Annotated in this window: 16 protein-coding genes; 7 read left to right on the top strand and 9 right to left on the bottom strand. The window is 56.5% G+C overall.

Going from position 1 to position 17,652, the window contains the following annotated elements; genetic code table 11:
* Window positions 1–52: 52 nt before the first annotated feature.
* From PVT68_RS00695 to PVT68_RS00660, 8 genes are all read right to left on the bottom strand, one after another.
* The gene (locus PVT68_RS00695) at window positions 53–829 is read right to left on the bottom strand and encodes a maleate cis-trans isomerase family protein (protein ID WP_280320653.1); all 777 of its coding nucleotides are present in this window, start codon (window positions 827–829) and stop codon (window positions 53–55) included.
* A gap of 85 nt (window positions 830–914) precedes the next feature.
* Complete coding sequence (locus PVT68_RS00690; protein ID WP_280320652.1) at window positions 915–2,216, bottom strand: MFS transporter; 1,302 nt, start codon at window positions 2,214–2,216, stop codon at window positions 915–917.
* Window positions 2,217–2,301: 85 nt separating this feature from the next.
* The gene (locus tag PVT68_RS00685; protein WP_280320651.1) at window positions 2,302–2,928 is read right to left on the bottom strand and encodes an isochorismatase family protein; all 627 of its coding nucleotides are present in this window, start codon (window positions 2,926–2,928) and stop codon (window positions 2,302–2,304) included.
* Window positions 2,928–3,842, bottom strand: a complete 915-nt coding sequence (locus PVT68_RS00680; RefSeq protein ID WP_280320650.1) for an alpha/beta fold hydrolase — start codon at window positions 3,840–3,842, stop codon at window positions 2,928–2,930. The genes PVT68_RS00685 and PVT68_RS00680 overlap by 1 nt, the downstream gene beginning before the upstream one ends.
* Complete coding sequence (locus PVT68_RS00675; protein ID WP_280320649.1) at window positions 3,839–5,287, bottom strand: aldehyde dehydrogenase family protein; 1,449 nt, start codon at window positions 5,285–5,287, stop codon at window positions 3,839–3,841. The genes PVT68_RS00680 and PVT68_RS00675 overlap by 4 nt, the downstream gene beginning before the upstream one ends.
* 74 nt (window positions 5,288–5,361) lie before the next feature.
* Entirely contained in the window at window positions 5,362–6,627 is a 1,266-nt protein-coding gene (locus PVT68_RS00670; RefSeq protein ID WP_280320648.1) for an acyl-CoA dehydrogenase family protein, read from the bottom strand.
* 108 nt (window positions 6,628–6,735) lie between these two features.
* On the bottom strand, window positions 6,736–7,482 hold the full coding sequence (locus PVT68_RS00665) for a hypothetical protein (protein WP_280320647.1): 747 nt from the start codon (window positions 7,480–7,482) through the stop codon (window positions 6,736–6,738).
* Between the two features lie 126 nt (window positions 7,483–7,608).
* Window positions 7,609–9,408 carry a nitrilase-related carbon-nitrogen hydrolase gene (locus PVT68_RS00660; protein WP_280320646.1) on the bottom strand — a complete coding sequence of 600 codons (1,800 nt, stop codon included), beginning with the start codon at window positions 9,406–9,408 and terminating at the stop codon, window positions 7,609–7,611.
* Window positions 9,409–9,596: 188 nt separating this feature from the next.
* Between PVT68_RS00660 and PVT68_RS00655 the strand changes: the two genes are divergently transcribed.
* The gene (locus PVT68_RS00655) at window positions 9,597–10,937 is read left to right on the top strand and encodes an MFS transporter (RefSeq protein ID WP_280320645.1); all 1,341 of its coding nucleotides are present in this window, start codon (window positions 9,597–9,599) and stop codon (window positions 10,935–10,937) included.
* A gap of 49 nt (window positions 10,938–10,986) precedes the next feature.
* Here PVT68_RS00655 and PVT68_RS00650 read toward each other — a convergent pair whose 3' ends face one another.
* Window positions 10,987–11,802, bottom strand: coding sequence for an SDR family NAD(P)-dependent oxidoreductase (locus PVT68_RS00650; protein WP_280320644.1), 816 nt, complete (start codon window positions 11,800–11,802; stop codon window positions 10,987–10,989).
* A gap of 174 nt (window positions 11,803–11,976) precedes the next feature.
* On the opposite strand from PVT68_RS00650, the gene PVT68_RS00645 reads away from it, so the two are divergent.
* The 6 genes from PVT68_RS00645 to PVT68_RS00620 all read left to right on the top strand — a co-directional run bounded on the left by PVT68_RS00645 (window position 11,977) and on the right by PVT68_RS00620 (window position 17,579).
* Entirely contained in the window at window positions 11,977–12,612 is a 636-nt protein-coding gene (locus PVT68_RS00645; protein ID WP_280320643.1) for a hypothetical protein, read from the top strand.
* 139 nt (window positions 12,613–12,751) lie between these two features.
* Entirely contained in the window at window positions 12,752–13,738 is a 987-nt protein-coding gene (locus PVT68_RS00640; RefSeq protein ID WP_280320642.1) for an alpha/beta hydrolase, read from the top strand.
* 24 nt (window positions 13,739–13,762) lie between these two features.
* Window positions 13,763–15,202, top strand: coding sequence for an FAD-dependent oxidoreductase (locus PVT68_RS00635; protein WP_280320641.1), 1,440 nt, complete (start codon window positions 13,763–13,765; stop codon window positions 15,200–15,202).
* An 83-nt stretch (window positions 15,203–15,285) separates the two neighbouring features.
* Window positions 15,286–16,257, top strand: a complete 972-nt coding sequence (locus tag PVT68_RS00630) for a hypothetical protein (protein ID WP_280320640.1) — start codon at window positions 15,286–15,288, stop codon at window positions 16,255–16,257.
* Window positions 16,247–16,780: a flavin reductase family protein gene (locus tag PVT68_RS00625; protein WP_280320639.1), complete on the top strand. Its 534-nt coding sequence runs from the start codon at window positions 16,247–16,249 to the stop codon at window positions 16,778–16,780. The genes PVT68_RS00630 and PVT68_RS00625 overlap by 11 nt, the downstream gene beginning before the upstream one ends.
* 109 nt (window positions 16,781–16,889) lie before the next feature.
* Complete coding sequence (locus PVT68_RS00620; RefSeq protein WP_280320638.1) at window positions 16,890–17,579, top strand: Crp/Fnr family transcriptional regulator; 690 nt, start codon at window positions 16,890–16,892, stop codon at window positions 17,577–17,579.
* Window positions 17,580–17,652 lie beyond the last annotated feature (73 nt).

Genomic DNA, 17,652 nt, shown 5'->3' with positions numbered 1-17,652 from the left:
ATTGTTATCCGAAATTCATCCGGAGCCCTTCCACTAAGCTCCATGATTTGTATTAAAACTCTTCCAGCAACCGCCCTTTCCCGGTAATCCGATCGTTCACACCACATGCGCGCAATGCGTGCCATGCAGTGGCGACATTGATCGGCAGTAGCGGCTTCTGCAACCAGTGTTCAAGGGTTGGAAAAACATCCATGGTTGAGAGGTTGGTACCGCACTGCACAATGGCATCCACGTTGTCGCCATCCACTTCCCGTATCGCATCCAGCACTTGCTGGATTGGTGTCTCGGCGATGGAAGTGGCGGAGGGGCGGTTCATGCCTTTCACTTTTACCACTTCAAAACCGATGTCACTGAAAAAGCGATACACATTGTCGTCACCCACCGGAGGATAGGGTGTAATTACAGAAATTCGTTTTGCTCCAAAGCAATTGAGTGCGTCGCGGGTTGCACCGGCGCCGGTGGTCAATCCGAGATCGCCAATCTGATCGCGAATTTCCTGCTCAAAACGAATATTCCCATCCAGTCCACCCCAGAAGGTTTCCGCGGACATACCCAGCATGATGTGATTGACCTTTGCGGACAGCACATTGCGGATAGAAGTGGGGATTTCATCGCGCATGATGTCGAGGAAACGCTCGAATACCGTATTGGCATCGTCGCCCGTCTTTTCCATTTCGTCAGACCAATTGCGCAACTCAATCCAGAAGCGCGATGGATGCCAGGTCACACCATCAAAACCAAGCTTCTGCAGATCGTACTCCACACCAGTATTGGTAGAAGGAATGATGACCCCGATCTGTGCACGCCGAGCAATTTGGTAGTTGTCCATTTGCGACTCCGTAGAAACTGTTAAATGTTATATAAGTATGTCTTTTGGCGTGAGATGATTTTTATCAATTAACCGGACCCATCGTTCAAACCGAAGTGGAATGATCGACATTCAAGCCTTTATCCGTTACCGAACCTGTGACCCTTGCGCCTGTCGCCAACTGCGCACGCACTACCCACAACGCGATCGCCAGCAACGGAATCATACACAGTGCACCCAGGTAGTAAGAGGCATGCAGATGCACTCCCGAGAATAGTGCTCCGGTAACTGCAGTGCCTATGCCGCGGCCAAGCGTACCCAACGCGCTGTAACTCCCCATTACGGCACCGCGGTTATTCGCCAGCGCCTGCTTGGAAACCAGAGACTGCATGGAAGTAATCACCAGCGCAGCGCCAATGGCCTGCACCACAAGCGCACCGGTCGCGCCAACCGATGATGAAGCGCTTCCAGCCAGAGTGAGCCCGAGCACAGCCAGCCCAAACACCACACTGCCGGTGACAACAAGGCGGGCCTCTCCAAACCGGCGACTCAGCGGGCCAATAGCACCTCCCTGCATAACGACCATGGCAAGCCCCGCGACCAGAAGAATCGGTACCAGCCCCTGGGGGCCGTCGGCAATCCCTGTGGCTTCCGCCCAGATAGGAAATACCGATTCCACCAATCCTGCCGCCACGTTGTATACCGCCATAGCGATAAACAGCAGAAGCAGTAAGGGTTGAGAGGAAAAAAGCCAGCGCAGAAAGTCCCCATAGGAATTGGTCGCCGCGGCACTTTCATTCCCGACAGCATCATTCCCGACAGCTTCGTTCGTGACAGCATCGTTCGCAGCAGTATCTGGTTCAGGCCTGCTCTCGCGGAGAAACAGCAGAACACAAAGGAGTGCGGAAGCCGAAAGTAGTGCAGAGATCATGGCAGGCAGGCGCAGATTGGCATCCTCGAAGCTGTCACCGGCCAACACACCCCCCAGTAGCGGGCCGAGAATAAAACTCAAGCCAAATGCAGCGCCCAACATCCCCATGCCCTTGGCCCGGTCTTTCTCATCTGTCACATCCGCCACATAGGCCTGTGCCACCGACAGGTTGCCGGCCATCAACCCGCTGAACAGACGACTCACGCCCACCATCCATACTTCGGTTGCAAAGGCCAGCACGATGTAACCCAGTACGCTACCTACAAGACTGATCGCCAGAATCGGCTTGCGGCCAAACCGGTCCGACAACCGCCCCCACACTGGGGTACCAATAAACATGCCAAACACATACAGGGCCATACAGAAGGTTGCGGTGGACGCATCAGCTCCAAGTTGCAACGCGTAATAGGCAAGAATCGGTAACATGATGCCGAAACCGATCATGTCCAGCAGCACGACAAAAAATGCAATTTTCATGGGAGTTACTACCGCATGTTCTTACCGGCATTAAATGCAGATTCAATCTCAGCATAACCGGCAGATTTTTCTGAAGGGTTCGGTTCTAGTTTGGCGAGGTTTCGCGGCAGTTAGCCATAGGCAGTGCAGCAACGGCCTGCAGAACAGATGCCAGCTTTTCGACGTCCGCATATTTTGCGTGCATGTCAAAAAGATTGGCGCGGTGGGCATCCGGGTTTCGATCGCCCACCGCCTCTTCGGCGACCACAACTCTTAAATCATGCTGCAGTGCATCAACCACCGAAGCGCGCACGCATCCGCTGGTCGTCAGGCCAGTTACCACAATCGAGTCCACACCCTCGCTAGCAATGTGGGCCGCCAGATCAGTGCGAAAAAAAGCACTGGGCCACTGCTTTTCGATCAATATCTCACCGGCTTGCATCGCCAGATGGGCATCGACTTCAACCCAGGGACTTTCCGCCTGTAACCATTCCAGATGCGGAATGCGCTCGCGGAAGACCCGCGCCTGTGCGGTATCTCGATATACAACCGTAGTAAAGAAAATTGGCAGGCACCTGGCCCGGAAGGCATTGAGTAATTGCTGGTTCGCCTGGATCACCTCGGGGCAGTGGGTCCCAAGGGGGCACTCAGGATTAGTGAACCCGTTGATCATATCCACCAGCAGCAGCGCCGGTCTTTCACCAATACCCAGAGAGTTACGTTTGAGATCCATCAGCTGATACTTTCCCGTTCAACCCGGTTTACTACTGAAACAGCTTCCGTTACCGCATTTGTCGGCGCTCTCTCCACTTGTAAATCCGGGGCCACAAAGAATTCGCGCAGGGCCGATGCCACGAAAGGCGCATGGGTTTCACACACATACGTCGCGGCGTCCACTTCGGAATGCAACGTTTTCGCGTCTCTGGCAATTTTTTTCGAAGCCGCGACGGCGCCATACAGCAGGTCCCGTTTACCGGCAAAAAGGAGAATCGGACAGGTCACTCGCGAAAGATCACTGGCGAAATCGTAATCCGCCACAGCCTGATAACACTCGCGATAATAGTTGCCACAAGTAAACGCCAGCTGCAGCTCCCGCTGGCTGATTTCCAGCGGAGCACTATGGTCCTTTTTACGCAGGCGCCACCACATTTTCAGCAGGTGTCCACCATCCTCCTCAAGTGGAATTTCTTCCGCAGAGTGCGGCAGCGCCTGGCGCTGCGCTTCGGTCAGCAAGGGCGGCCCACTCAGAGCCAGAGAGGTGACCCACTGGGGATTCTCGGCCGCCATGCTGGTGGCAATGGCTGCGCCGCTGTGGTGACCAAAGAGAAAATACGGACAGGCATATTTTTTTAGTAACGCCTTGTGAAGCTCCTGCCCCAACCCTTTGACGCTCACTCTGCCGGGCATCGGGTCACTGGCACCAAAACCGGGAGTGTCGATAGCAACCACGTGATAGCGCTTGGCGACCAGCCGCATCAGCGGCAAGTACATTTCCGATGCACTGGGGGTCTGATGCAAAAGCACCAGTAGCGGCAAGCTACGACACCCCATGGAGCGGTAGTGCAACTGCCCCCAGGTGTAGTCCAGATACCCCCTGCGCAGATTGCTCTCCGGTGCAGGGGGTGGCTGAAGTTCAAGGGTACTCATACTGGCAGGCTCCCGGTATCCGCACTGATCCATTTCACTTCGGTAAATTCTTCGGTGCTGTAACGACCGCCGCTGCGCCCTACCCCTGACATACCAACGCCACCGATGGGCGCCAGGGCATTGCTCTGAAAGCTATGCATGCCAATATGTACCGCGCCGGACCGAATCTTCCTGGCCGCTTGCAAGCCCCATTGCAGGTTGTTGGTCAGCACCGCCGCCGACAGGCCATATTCACTGTCGTTGGCAATTTCAATGGCGTGTTCAAGACCAGCGGCCTGCGCGACGCAGGTGACCGGACCAAAACTTTCCTCTCGCCAAACGACACTGTCTCTGGGAGCTTCCAGCAGCACCGTCGGCTTGATCACCAGCGGACCCACCGAAGAAATTTCACCACCGGTAAGCAGTGTCGCCCCGGCGCTCTGTGCCGCGCGAACCTGCTCCAGTACTTTTTCTACCGCGCGGGCATTGATCAAAGGCCCGTAAACCGTTTTTTCGTCACGTAGATCGCCGAGAGACAGAGATTCGGCCTCCCGCTTAAGTGCCTCGACAAACTCCGGGTAAATTTTCTGATCGACCACAATGCGCGAGTTGGCCATGCAGATCTGACCCGCATGGGTAAATATCCCTTGCGCCGCAATCGCCGCAGCCTGCTGCGGGTCGGCATCCTCCAACACCAGCAGCGCACTTTTACCGCCCAGCTCCAGCTGGACCCTGCGCATGCGATTGAGGGCCTGCTGCGCAACCAGCACACCGGTCTGTGTACTGCCGGTAAGTGCCACGGAATCAATGCCCGAGTGATTGATCAGTTCTTTGCCACATTCATTGCCAAAGCCTGTGAGCACGCTGATAGCCTCAGGCGGTAAACCGGCATCCAGTAACAGGCGCCCGAACGCCAATGCAGTCAGCGGGGTTTCTTCCGAGGGTTTGATCACAATGGCATTGCCCGCAGCGAGCGGAAAAGCGGCCATCTTGGTAAGCAATGACAGTGGCGCATTGTAGGGAGAAACGACAGCGACCGTGCCCAGGGGCTCCCGGATCACCAGGCTGATTTTATGCGGGTCATCATTGGGGAAAGTCTCGCCGTAAAGCCGCCGCGCTTCACCCGCCGCTGTGCGCAGCAGATCCACGGTGTACTGGATTTCCCGGCGCGCCTTGCGAATCGCCGAGCCGCTTTCGTCGATCAAGGTATCGAGAAAACGTGCCTCCCCTTCCCGGGCTACCAGTTCCGCCGCCTTGAGCAATACATCTTCACGCTCAGCCGGTGCCATCCGATACCAGGCGACAAATCCTCTGCGCGCAGATGCGACTGCATCGTCGACATCTCTCGCGCCCGCCCTGGCAACAGAACCCAGTGTAAGACCGGTTTCCGGTGCTAGTACCGGAAAGGTTTCGCCAGTCGCAGCGTCCACTTCACGACCCGCAATCAAGAGACCTCGATGAAGCATGGTCTTTTCCTGTTGCAATTTTGAATTATTGTTCTATCAGGCACGAAGCCTGAACCGGCGCGCCTGTGCGTAAACTACTTGCTAGTGACACCAAACAAACTCTGCTCGGCACCTTCGATCTCCATCTGCGCGGCCATTAAACGTCCGCGCTCGGCTGGGAACGCCTGCACTACCCCCATACTCAGTTCGCGAAGGTAGCGCGCGGGATCACCCATAGTGCCGGATGTGCCGCTCGCCTTTAAGGCATTGACGGCAATATTGAAGCCGCACTCCGCTACGACGCCCTTGCACAGACGCCACTGCTTGACGACTTCGTGCTTCGGTTTCAACGGCGGCTCGCTGGTTTCCAGCTGCAATTGGCGGCGCAACCACATCAGTGCCGTCTCCAGATCCACCAACATCTTGCCAATCAGTTCCTGCTGATAGGGCGCGGTACCGATGGGCTTGCCCGTATCGGCAAATTTCTTTTCCGTGAGGTTCCTGATGGCATACTGGTAAGCGGAATAACCTGCACCGGCATAGCCACACACGGCAGCCATCTGATTACCGACGAAACTGCCACGGCTCATCTGCATGCAACGGGTAAAGGCACCGGGAATTGCCAGGGCGCTTTCCTCAGGTACAAAACAATCTTCCAATACGATGCCACCGGAACTGGTGCCGCGCATACCAATCGCATCCCAGGAAGCGCGGGGTCTGACACCCGCCCCATTGGGATCAACAAAGAAAGTACACAGGCCTTCCGCGGTTTCCACACCTTCAAGACTTGCGGTTACCAAATAGACATCCGCGATGCCGGTACCGGTGCCGAAAGATTTGACCCCGTTCAACAGGTACCCACCTTCCACTTTGCGTGCAATCGTACTGATGGTGACCGCCGCCTTTTCTGATTTCACCGACTCACTGGCAAAATTCGCAAACCACTTGCCATCGCGCCCCATGGAGTGAAGCACCTGCTCGGCGAAGTGCCGCACCTGCGGCGCTTCCGCTTCGGTGAACAGCCCCTCCTCCAGCGCCTCGATCGCCAACAGCCCCCTTGACGCAGCGCTGCAATGGAAGAAAAACGCCAGTGCGGTCGACGGGCAAGCACTGCCCAGTGCAAAGCAGGCTGCCGCCAGATCGCGCAAGCCACCGCCGAGACCACCGTAAACTTCAGGAATAATCAGCCCCAGGAGCCCACGCTCACTAAACAGCGACACATGCGGCATATGAAACTGGGCATTCGCATCGACTTCGCGAGCAGCTTCTTTTACCTGCGGCAGTACCGACTCCACCACTTCGGCACGGCGACGTTCGGATTCATTCATGTCTTCAAGCAGGATTTCAGCAGTCAATGCCATCGCTATTCCTCCAGGGGTACTTAGACGTCACACGCCATCGCACCCGGATAATTTATTCGATTGTTTCGGCGATACAGAAAATTCTATTCTGAAAATGAAATCGGAAATTCAGCCGCACATGGTCAGCAATTTACGCAGTGCCAGCGAGCTTTCCTCGCCGATCAAACCACCGATTTGATTCCAGACCTTGTCAACAGCCGGGTCAAAAATAATGGCTTTATTGCGTGCGTCCCGACGCGCAAGTAACTCGCTATCCACATCATCCAGCACTGCACTGTCGATGCCGCTATTGAGCAGCCCCAGCCAGTGGTTCAGATAGGCGGTGACGGTATCATCAATGTTCGCGAATGCTTCGGGGGTGGCGCGATGCGCGAGCATCCAGGGAGACATCACCGCGTACTGCCGGGGATCCAGCTGGGCAGCGGAGAGCCCTTCGATGGAACGACCAGCCTTACAGGCCTCCGTAAGCGGCGTGAAAACCTCGTCCATGTAGGCGAGGTTCGCGCCCAGATCCAGGCGCGGAATGAGATCCAGGTGAAAAGCGCAGTGCCCGCCTGCACCCACGGAGTCGAGGGTGAAGTGCGGGACCGCGGTTTCACTGGGGGTAAAAGCAAACAACATGTGGGAGTCGAGACCAATCTGCGGCACGACGATGGCACAGGTCACCAAGTGCAGCAGGCCACCGCCGGTATAGCGGCGCACTTCACCGACCGGCCCCTGGGCCATGGGGGCATGACTTTCCAGCGTCATCCAGGGGCCGCCTTGGGCACTCAACTGCTCGGACAGCCCCAGCTCACTAACAAGCCGATCGCGGGTTTTATCTGCCAGCGATTTAGGAAGTGAGATTCCGCTCATGGTGTTTCCCCGACTTGTCAGTAATTGGCCTATGTTGGATTTTATTGTCGGAATCTACTCGCTCGGAAACATTGATAAATCTCAAAATGCCCGACTGTTACGCAACACAAACGCCGGGCACGTAAATCAGGAGGCAGCCGCCGAATCCGCTTCCAGCTCCGCCACTGACGAAAGCGCCGCAATTGGCCCACACAGCTCCCAGGGACGATTACGCACCAGATCCGTGTTGCGCGAAACCTCCTTGTTCTCGGCGCAAGCCGGGTACAGAGTGACATCCAGGTGACAATCACCCCCCCCCATGGCATAGATCTCCGGCTCGCTCAACAACCCTTCAAACGGCCGCTCTTTCCACTCCGTCATTACCGTAAATTCTCGCTGCAGAGCGGTAGCAAAGCTCACGCCCCAGGGGAAACTGCCATCAGCCTGCTGCATTGCCGGCGCCAGCAAATTGATCCGATTTTCTGCAGAGCGCTCCAGCAGCCCGGTCCGCAACTCCCACGCCTCCAGCGGCTCCACCGGCACCACAGCGGTGTCCACGCCAGCAAACGCCAGCAGTCGAAATGTCTCCGGGTAAATACTGTCATCGCTGGTCACCAGCCCCAGGCGCGCAAAGGGTAATTCCACTGGCGCAAACCCTGCAGCCAGCTCGGACCAGGCGAAACGTTCACTACGGTGCACCTGCGGCTGTGAAGCAATGAGCCCATCAGCACCAATCAGCACCGCACAGTAATGGAAGCAGCCCTCCCCCTTTGCCAGCGGCAGTGCCGTAGCGACATAAACCTCGCTCCCCGTCGCACCACCACAAACTGCCGCGAGTGCCGCAATGACCTCCTCGGCGGCAACCGCAGCTGCGGGCACGTCAGCCGCAATCAACTCCGCCCCCAACAAGGGCGACAGCCCGATCAGGCGGGCACCGCGCGCGACCGCCGCAGCTGCCTGATCTACTGCGCGCTTCGCCGCATCGCCGGCATCTGAAAGACTTGCAGCGGCGGGAACAGAAATCATGGACGCCGCGAGCTTGTCGGCGCCGAGCCACTGGGGATAGATTTGGCCGGCCGGATCTTCCGCGATGGCCTGGTAGAGTTCCGGGCGACGACAGGCAAAAACATCAGTGCCATCAGGACGCAGTTTGCTGTCCGCCGCGGCAGGCTCGATATCCGCCCACACTACCTCCTCCTGATCCTTCGATGCACAGGCGAGCACGGTACCGTCGGGCGCCACGATCTGGCTTTCCCCCGAACCATAAAGGTGCTTTTCAGGAATGCCCGTCGCCGCACTCACCGCCCCCAGCAACGCTTCGGGCACCAGCGGACCCACCTTGTTGGCGGCGACGATAAATACGCGGGACTCCGGTGCCCGCACGGGAATATGTAGGGATCCCTCATCGCTGGCAAAAGAGTTGACACTGTTACACAACACCTGTGCGCCGCGCAGGGACAGCGTCCGCGGAGGCTCATTGATCACCCCGTCCATACAGGCGTACATACCCAGTCGACCAACAGGTGTATCGACAATGGGAGCCGGGGAATCTGCCTTTTTCAAAAAGTCATTTTCGTGGCCAATATAAATCTGCTTGGTATTGTCCGCGAGCAGCTTACCTTCCGGTGAATACAACAGACTGGAACCGGTCACATCACCGTTTTGCCGCCGCACTGTACAGTTCACCACAACAAAGAAGCCCTTTTCCCGCGCCTTGTCCGCAACGGCTTGCAGAAAGGAACCGTCGAGCGTAGCCGATACCTCAGCGCAATGTTCCGGGCCGTCATACCAGGAGAGGTGATTGCAGAATTCCGGTAGCACCACCAGATCCGGATTTACCTCGGCAGCCTTGTCGAGCATACGCAGGGTTGTTTTCAGGTTTTCCTCGATATCCGTTCCGGCATGGAACTGGACGGCTGCGGCACGGATGGTCGCTTTGGCATTCATGGGCATTCTCCTGTTCAATCTTATCTCCAACCGCTCCGAGCCGGCGCGGTAGCATTTGACCTAAAATACGGTCATTATATCTTTTCCGCAAGAATCCACATCGATATATTCGACGTAACAAGCACTACAACGGACAAGGCAACACCCAAAAAAACAACGGCCTTTCGCGCCTCTACGGGAAAAGAAACATGAGCCAACACACCGGGCACCGCTTCCTCGGCATAGACCTCAACCCCGCGGTCAGCGGTGGCAACCTACTTACGTTCTACTTCTCTTGCTTCGCGACTATTATGTTCGCGTCATTTATCCCCCAGGGACAACCTTTCCTTCTTACCGAGTTTCTGGGGATTGAGCAAGAGCGCCACGGCGTGGTCAGTGGCCTGCTTAATTTCTGGTCGGAAATCGTCATCATTGTCGCAGTAGCAATATTTGGCCCACTGTCTGACCGGCTCGGCCGGCGCCCGGTTACCGGATTCGGGTTTCTGGTGATGGCTGCAGGCATTGCACTCTACCCACATGCAGACACCCTCAATGAGCTATTGGCGTTCCGACTGATCTATTCCGTTGGTCTCGCCGCAATAACCACCTGCATAGTCACACTAATTGGTGACTATGCGGCAAATGCCAGTCGCGGCCGTGCCACCGGCCTGCAGGGCGTCATGAATGGTTTCGGCGCGATGGTAAGTGTCTTTTTCCTTCTGCAGCTGCCTGCGATTTTTCAGAATACCGGCGCCACCGCGAAAGAGGCCGGACTCTGGACCTACACCCTGGTGGCTGTCGTCGCCGCCATTACCGGCATCATCATGTTCTTCGGCCTGAAGAAAGGTACCGGCGCCGGCGCAGAAAGCGAGCACAGCGAGAGTCTGTGGCAGATTACTCGCGCCGGATTGCGCGCTGGCAGAGATCCCGCCATCTCGCTCGCTTATGGTGCTTCATTTGTGGCACGGGGTAATCTTATGATTGTCGGCACCTTCTTCACTTTGTGGGTAACCAACTACGGCACCTCAGAACTGGGCATGAACCGGGCCGACGCTCTCGCGCGTGCCGGTATGATCGTGGGTATCGCCCAGGGATGCGCCCTGCTGGGCGCGCCGGTTTTTGGTATTCTCGCAGACAAGATCAATCGAATTGTGGCATTGCGAATTGCCCTGCTGGTCTCTGCCATCGGCTATGGCTCCACCCTGTTTATTCACGACCCCTTTTCCCCGGCCATGATCCTGTGCGCAGTGCTGATCGGCCTCGGGGAAATCAGCTGCATCATCACCAGCGGAGTACTGATCAATCAACAGGCGCCGGAGCGCCAGCGCGGCGCGGTGATTGGATTCTTCACCCTGAGCGGAGCGGTGGGCATTCTCGTCGCCAGCGTCATCGGCGGCTACCTGTTCGACACATGGCGCCCCTCTGGGCCCTTCGTGTTTTTCTCCGCGGTGGCCCTCGCGGTATTCACGTGGGCGATGCTTATTCGCCGCGACAAGGGAACCACCGAATCTGCAGCGCCTATCAGCTCTAGCAGCCCCAGCGGCGCCTGAGAAAACCGATAGCAGAAAAAAGAGGCCCTCCGGGCCTCTTTTTTTATTTTCACACGGACTGCTGTACCTGCGCCTCGTGCTCGACAAACAGATCCCGTTTGTTGAACCCCGCAGTAAGGAACCGTGCAAACGCTTTACCGGTGGTAAGCCACGCAACCCGCGCACCGGACTTGGCCGTTTTGAGCACCCCGTCCACAAGAAATGGGGTTACCGTTTCTACGGTATCTCCGAGAATATTGAGAATCTTTTTGGTCTTGCGCCACTCGTCCGACGCCAAATCATAGTCCCCGACCAGCAGATCGGTAACCACAATACCCGGACTCAAGGTGTTTACCTGTACATTGGTGCCCTTGATTTCCTTCTGCAGGCTGCCATTCACGTAATTCAGTGCACGCTTGGTTGCGCCATAGGCAACCATGCCCGGTGCGCTTTGCCCGGTACTACCGAATCCCTCCATGTTCCAGATCTGGCCGTGGTTTTTCTTCAGCATTTCCGCCAGCACCACTTTATTCGCGATCAGCAAACCGGTGAGATTGGTGGCAACAATTTTCTCCAGCTCACTCACCGGCTGCTCCGCCAGTGGCTTGCGTGCGATACTCATACCAGCGTTGTTAATCCACACATCCACACCGCCAAATGCTTCGCACGCCGCGTTCCACAACGACTGAATATCGGCAGCAGAGGTGATTTCGCAGTGACGACCGGCAACACGCCCGGGATACTCGCTTTCAAGCTCGGCCACCACCTGCTCAACCGCTTGTTGGCTACGCCCACTAATCACTACCCGGCAATCTTTTTTCAAAAAATTTTCAGCAAGCCCCCGCCCGATGCCACGAGTACTTCCAGTAATCACTACAGTTTTCATCACTCTCTCCTTAACTAAAACTGAAAAAAACAATTGCGAATTTGTCCACGCCACTTTTTCACTTTGAAAGATTGTTATATGTTTAACTCAATTGATACATAGCAATCAGATCTTTCACCGGCGTTCTGCCGTCGAACAGCCCCCCGCTCAAGGGGATTTAAAAGAGCATCAACCATGACAAGCAGTACCGAGACCTGTACCGAAAAGAGTACCAACCACTACCCCACCTTCCCTGTAGGCTCAGTAGGCTACAACCTGATGCTGATGCGCGGCATCTGGCACGATCAGGTCGAACTGTTTCACCTGGATGGACGTCCGCTACAGGACGACACCAGTGCAGGGAGCGGCACGCCCGGCCCCAGCCCGTTCGATAATCTCGTGTATCTCGATTTCGACGGCTACACGCTCAAACTCACCAACGTCCACATCCGCGGCCGCGAGCCGGTGGCCAAAACATTTGCCGGACGCATGCAGGATAACCTGCTGGTTTTCGATGCCCTGGGCCCCGGCGCTTACGAAAATGTTGGCGTTTCAGGTGGCGTCGGCCTGCTGACATTTAATGCTCGCCAACTGGATGCCGCGTGCAACGTCTACATGGAACCTGATTTCATTATGTTGACGGCGCCAGGCCAGCGGGTACGACACACCGTGCTCTATCGCAATGGCGACGCGGTACGCACACTCACTGCACGCGGCACCCGCCTCTCACCCCTGTGCGATCGCCGCCACGAACTGGATCCCCGCGGCCTCAGTGGGCCTGTGCATGAAGCACCGTTCCAGGCCAAAATCTGGCAGCATCTGGTCACCTGAACCACGAGGCACAAGCGCCAGCTTCTGCCACTGTTTGTAGCGCAACCGCCTGCTTTTCTAATTGACAATTGTCATACTCCCGGACCGGCAGCCAAATATCCTTTGGGCCACAATCACAACCACAGGCCGTGTCCGGATCATGTCCACTACCCGCGCATTTTTTACCAGCTTCCGAATTGCGACTCTTGAGTCGCCCTACGACACCGCCACCCTTAAGGTGTATTACCCGGCCTCCTTCTCCAATTCGGAACTGGAGCGCAATACCGGCCAGGTCCCTTGCAACAATGAACTGGCCCCCTTCCCGGTTACAATTTTTCTCCCCGGAGTGAATGTTGAGCCCAGCTACTACACCTGGCTGGCGTCGGAGCTTGCAGCGCACGGTATCGTCACGGTAATTCCGTCGCTGATCGCAGAAGAGATGCCCGGCAGTATCAGTCTCACCCCCGGCATCGACATGGCTGCACTCACACCGGAAATTTATGGATCGCGCCCATCTGCTGTGCTGCTTCCGGCCATTCAGGAAAAACTTGGGGAATTAAACGAGAAAGGCTTACTCGCCGGAAAACTGGATCTTGAGCGCCTGGCTCTGGGGGGGCATTCCGCAGGTGGAACGCTGGCATTGATCAATGGTCGCAGTGAATGGCTGCCGGGATTGCGCGCCCTGTTCAGCTACGGTGCCCACACCGGTGCGGCAACCGCACTAGGCTGGGAAGCCGATACCTTGCTGGCCCCGCAGGCGGATATTCCACTGCTGCTTGCCGGCGGCGACAGCGACGGTTGTATTGCCGCAAGCGGAAAACGTTACGGGGACACAACCAATAGCAGTGGACACTGTAGCGGCCGCATCGAGGAAACCTTTTCTCGCGCAGTAGCCAGTAACGACAATAAAAACTGGTTGTGCATTCTGCAGCAGGCAAATCACTTCAGCGTCTGCCACCCCGCAGATGAATGCACCGGAAGAGGCTTTCTCGATTTCCCGGTAGCAAACCCGGATGAAGCCCGGGAATTACTGGGCAACCTCTTCGCCACCTTTCTTTCCACGCACCTGCGTGATCAGGAAGCAGAAGTTTTCAGCGCAATGATTAAAAGCCAAAGCGCCCGATTTGCAATCGTGCAGAATAAATAATTTGGCCCATTTGGAAGTAACACTATGCAGTATCGAGTTTGGGAATGCCTGGTTTGTGGCTGGGTTTATGACGAAGAGAAAGGCGCTCCGGAAGAAGGAATTGCCCCCGGTACACGCTGGGAGGATATCCCAAGCGACTGGCTGTGCCCGGAATGTGGCGTTGGCAAGGGCGACTTCGAGATGGTCGAAGTACGCTCCGTAGAATCCCAGCCCGAAAAAACAAATGAAACAGAAGCAGCCGCCGTACCTACAGAGGCCGTCGCGGAGCTCACAGAATTCTCTGCGCAAATCGACTACACACGCAAACCGATCGTGATCGTCGGTACCGGACTTGCCGGTTACAACCTGGCCCGGGAAATTCGCAAGCTGGATACGCAAACACCACTGATCCTGATCAGCGCTGACGACGGCACCTACTATTCCAAGCCCCAGCTCAGCACCGCATTTCAGAAGCGGCGCACGCCATTGGATCTGATGACCAGCGATGCACGCACCATGGCCCAGTCCCTTGCCGCTGAGATTATGACCTTCACTCGGGTACAGGCAATCAACAGCGCCGAAGAATACCTGACGCTCGAAAGTGCCGGCCGCACACAGCAGCTGGCGTACGCGCGACTGGTGTTGGCCGTGGGCGCGGATACGGTAACTGCCCCACTGGAAGGCAACGCCAGTGGCGCTGCGGTACCGATCAATGACCTGCAGGATTTTCAGCGTTTCTATGCCGCCAGTGCCGGTACGCGCTCGGTGCTGATTATTGGAGGTGGCCTCATCGGTTGCGAATATGCCAATGATCTGGTTCAGGCTGGTTTCACCGTGCATGTGGTGGAGCCCCAAAGTGAAGTCCTGGCCACCCTGCTGCCCGCCCCCGCCGGGCAATTGGTGAATCAGTGTCTCACTACCGCGGGAGTCAACTTCCATCTCGGTACGCGAGTAGTCCGCCTGGAACGCCATCAGGGTCAGCTCCTCGCCACCCTGGAAAACGGCGAGCAAATTCTTTGCGACCGAGCCATCTCCGCCATTGGCGTGCGCGCACGTACGCAGCTGGCGGAGCAAGCCGGACTAAAAGTCGCGCGCGGTATCGTGACCGACCGGCTGCTGCAAACCAGCGCTGAGAACATATACGCCCTCGGTGATTGCGCAGAAGTGGACGGCCGCAATCTGTGCTATGTAGCTCCGCTACTCGCTGGCGCACGCGCGCTAGCACAAACCCTCTGCGGCAACCCCACCGAAGTGCGTTATGACGCAATGCCAGTGACCATCAAAACCACACTCTGCCCGGTGACCGTCTCTCCCGCGCGCCCGTGGATTTCCGGGAGCTGGGAAATCCAGCGTGCCGATAGCAATGGCGTAAGGGCCGTGTTTGTCGACAGCCAGGGCTTACTGCAAGGGTTTGCATTGTGTGGCGATGCCGTGAGTGAAGCGGCAAGACTGACGGAACAGGTCCCGGCACTGCTGCAGAATTGATATTTGGCAAGGCCGCTGTCCGGGCACACGGTAATGTGTGCCCTATGGAAACAGCAAATTCGGATTCCAGAACGGAAAAAACCATGAGCGATAACAAACAACCGAGCAACTGGCAAAAATCCATTGAAGGCGAATGGCACGGCATGCCATCCCTGTTTGAAGCCAGTGGCACCCACGTGGGTTACAACAAGGTATCCCGCGCCAGCGAATTTGCCGATGGGCGCACCACCTACTGGATGCAAACCCGGTTCGACGCCACCGGCCCGCTCAATGACCGATTCGAGCTGGGCAGCCCGTTCAAGTTTGGCGTGATCGACTCAGATCAGGACCGCATCTACACCGGCCCGGACTTTATCGGTAGCGGACGCCCTTACGGGCTGCTGGTAGATTCCAACTACTATTCGCCGGGCTGGAATGTAAACCTGCGTACCATGAACCATGTGGTACCGGACCTCGGCATACAAGTCTACTCCTCCCAGCTGTTCGAGGCTGACACTTTGGTAGGCGTGTTCAACGGCCTGTATATCGTTACCAAAGACCATGAAACCAACCCGAAAACGCAAAAGCGTGTGGAGCAGTTTCTCGAGCATGAGCGCAGAGACGGCAAGCGTCCGTTCAACCTGCCGGTCAAACACGCCGGGCGCTTCACCGGCACGTTCGAAGTCTACAACGACAAACAGGAACTGATTGGTCACAATGAGGTGACTATCCACCACAAGCCCATCAATCTGCTGCATTCCGAACAGACCATCGAAATCAAAGGCGTAGTGAACGCGCGCTGGACAGCGATGCGCACCCGCAACGGCAACCACCACCAGTATCACGGCCCGGATATGTTCGGTAACGGTATGTCCTACGGGCGCTACCTCTACTCCGTGCGTCACGTATTCGGCCAGGCCTACAAACTGTGGTCACGGGAGACCCAGGTGGACGAAGACTACACCCTGGTCTGCGCCTGGCAGTTCATGCAGTCACAAAAAGAGCAATACACCACTTTCGGCGTACTCCGCTGGGAGGAAGGTGACCTGGTACTGGGAGCACAATATGTCGAGTAAAGCCGAGGTACTTGCGGTGGAAACCTCATGCCGGCAATCCGAGGCAGACACCACCTTTGATCCCCTGGCCTTGCGCCAGGTCTTTGGCCAGTTCGCCACCGGCGTGACCATTGTCACCACTCAGGATCCAGCGGGGCTGCCGGTGGGCATGACCGCCAGCAGCTTCAACTCGGTATCCCTGGAGCCACCGCTGGTGCTCTGGTGTATCGATCGTAACGCTGGTTGCTTCGACGCCTTCAACCGCTGCGAACACTTCGCCATTCATGTACTGAATCAGGCACAAAGTGACCTCTCTACGCTATTTGCCCGCAAAGGCGTGGATCGGTTCGGGCTGATCGAGTACGACCTGAACGAGCGCGGTGTACCCCTGTTGCGGGAATACTGTGCCCGTCTGGAATGCAGCATGGAGCACCGCTACGAGGGGGGGGACCACATCATCATGGTCGGACGGGTACGCAAAATGCATACTCAAGAACACGCCCCGCTGGTGTTCCACCGTGGCCGATACGCCCAGATCGCCTAAAAATTGCACACACACTTTTGTGTCTTTCCATACATTTTTCACTGTAGACAGGTTTTGGCATTGGCAATAAGATCTGGGAAAAACCAATCAATGAACAAGGTTTACATCCGTGACTGCCACTGCGCTAAAAATTCCTGAAACCTTCTTCCACTCCAAGATGTTCCGTGGGCTTGGGCAGGAAGAGCTGGGTCGCCTCACCCAGATCTGCCAGCGCCGCCGCGCCGCTTCCGGCGAATACCTGATACACCAGAACAGCACCGCGCAAAATGTCTATGTCGTGGTTTCCGGCATCGTCATGATCGAGCGCCTGTCCCGCGCCGGGCGCCGCCAGGTCATCTCCTTCGCTTTTTCCGGTGACTACATCGGCTTTACCAATACCGACGAATTTGAATACAGTGTTGTCTGCCTCAGCACCACCGAACTCCAGATGTTTCCCCGCAGAGCGCTGTTGGAAATCATTGACCAATACCCACTACTCAAAAGCAACGCTCGTTTGATGGGCGGCAACGTATTGGCCCAGGCCATGGACCACCTCTTCGCCATGGGTCAGAAAAAAGCCCATGAGAGGGTATGCTTTCTGCTCGACCAGATCCAGCGCCGCCAGTGCGGCATCAGCAAAAGCGAAATCGACCTGGTGATGAGCCGGCAGGATATCGCCGACTACCTTGGTCTCACCATCGAAACCGTAAGCCGCGCGCTGGCGAAACTCTCGGGCATGAGCGTGATCGAAATTACCAATGCGCATCGCATTCGTATTCTGGATCGGGTTCAGCTGGAAGAAATGGCGAGCGTGCATTAAAGCGGAAAATAAATTTTCTAAATTCAGCGTCGAGAAATAAAAAGGGCACAAAATTTTGTGCCCTTTTTATTTT

The sequence above is a fragment of the Microbulbifer bruguierae genome (assembly GCF_029869925.1).
Taxonomy (GTDB): Bacteria; Pseudomonadota; Gammaproteobacteria; order Pseudomonadales; family Cellvibrionaceae; genus Microbulbifer; species Microbulbifer bruguierae.
The sequence above is the reverse complement of the archived record's forward strand: the minus strand, read 5'-3'. Positions and strand labels throughout refer to the sequence as shown.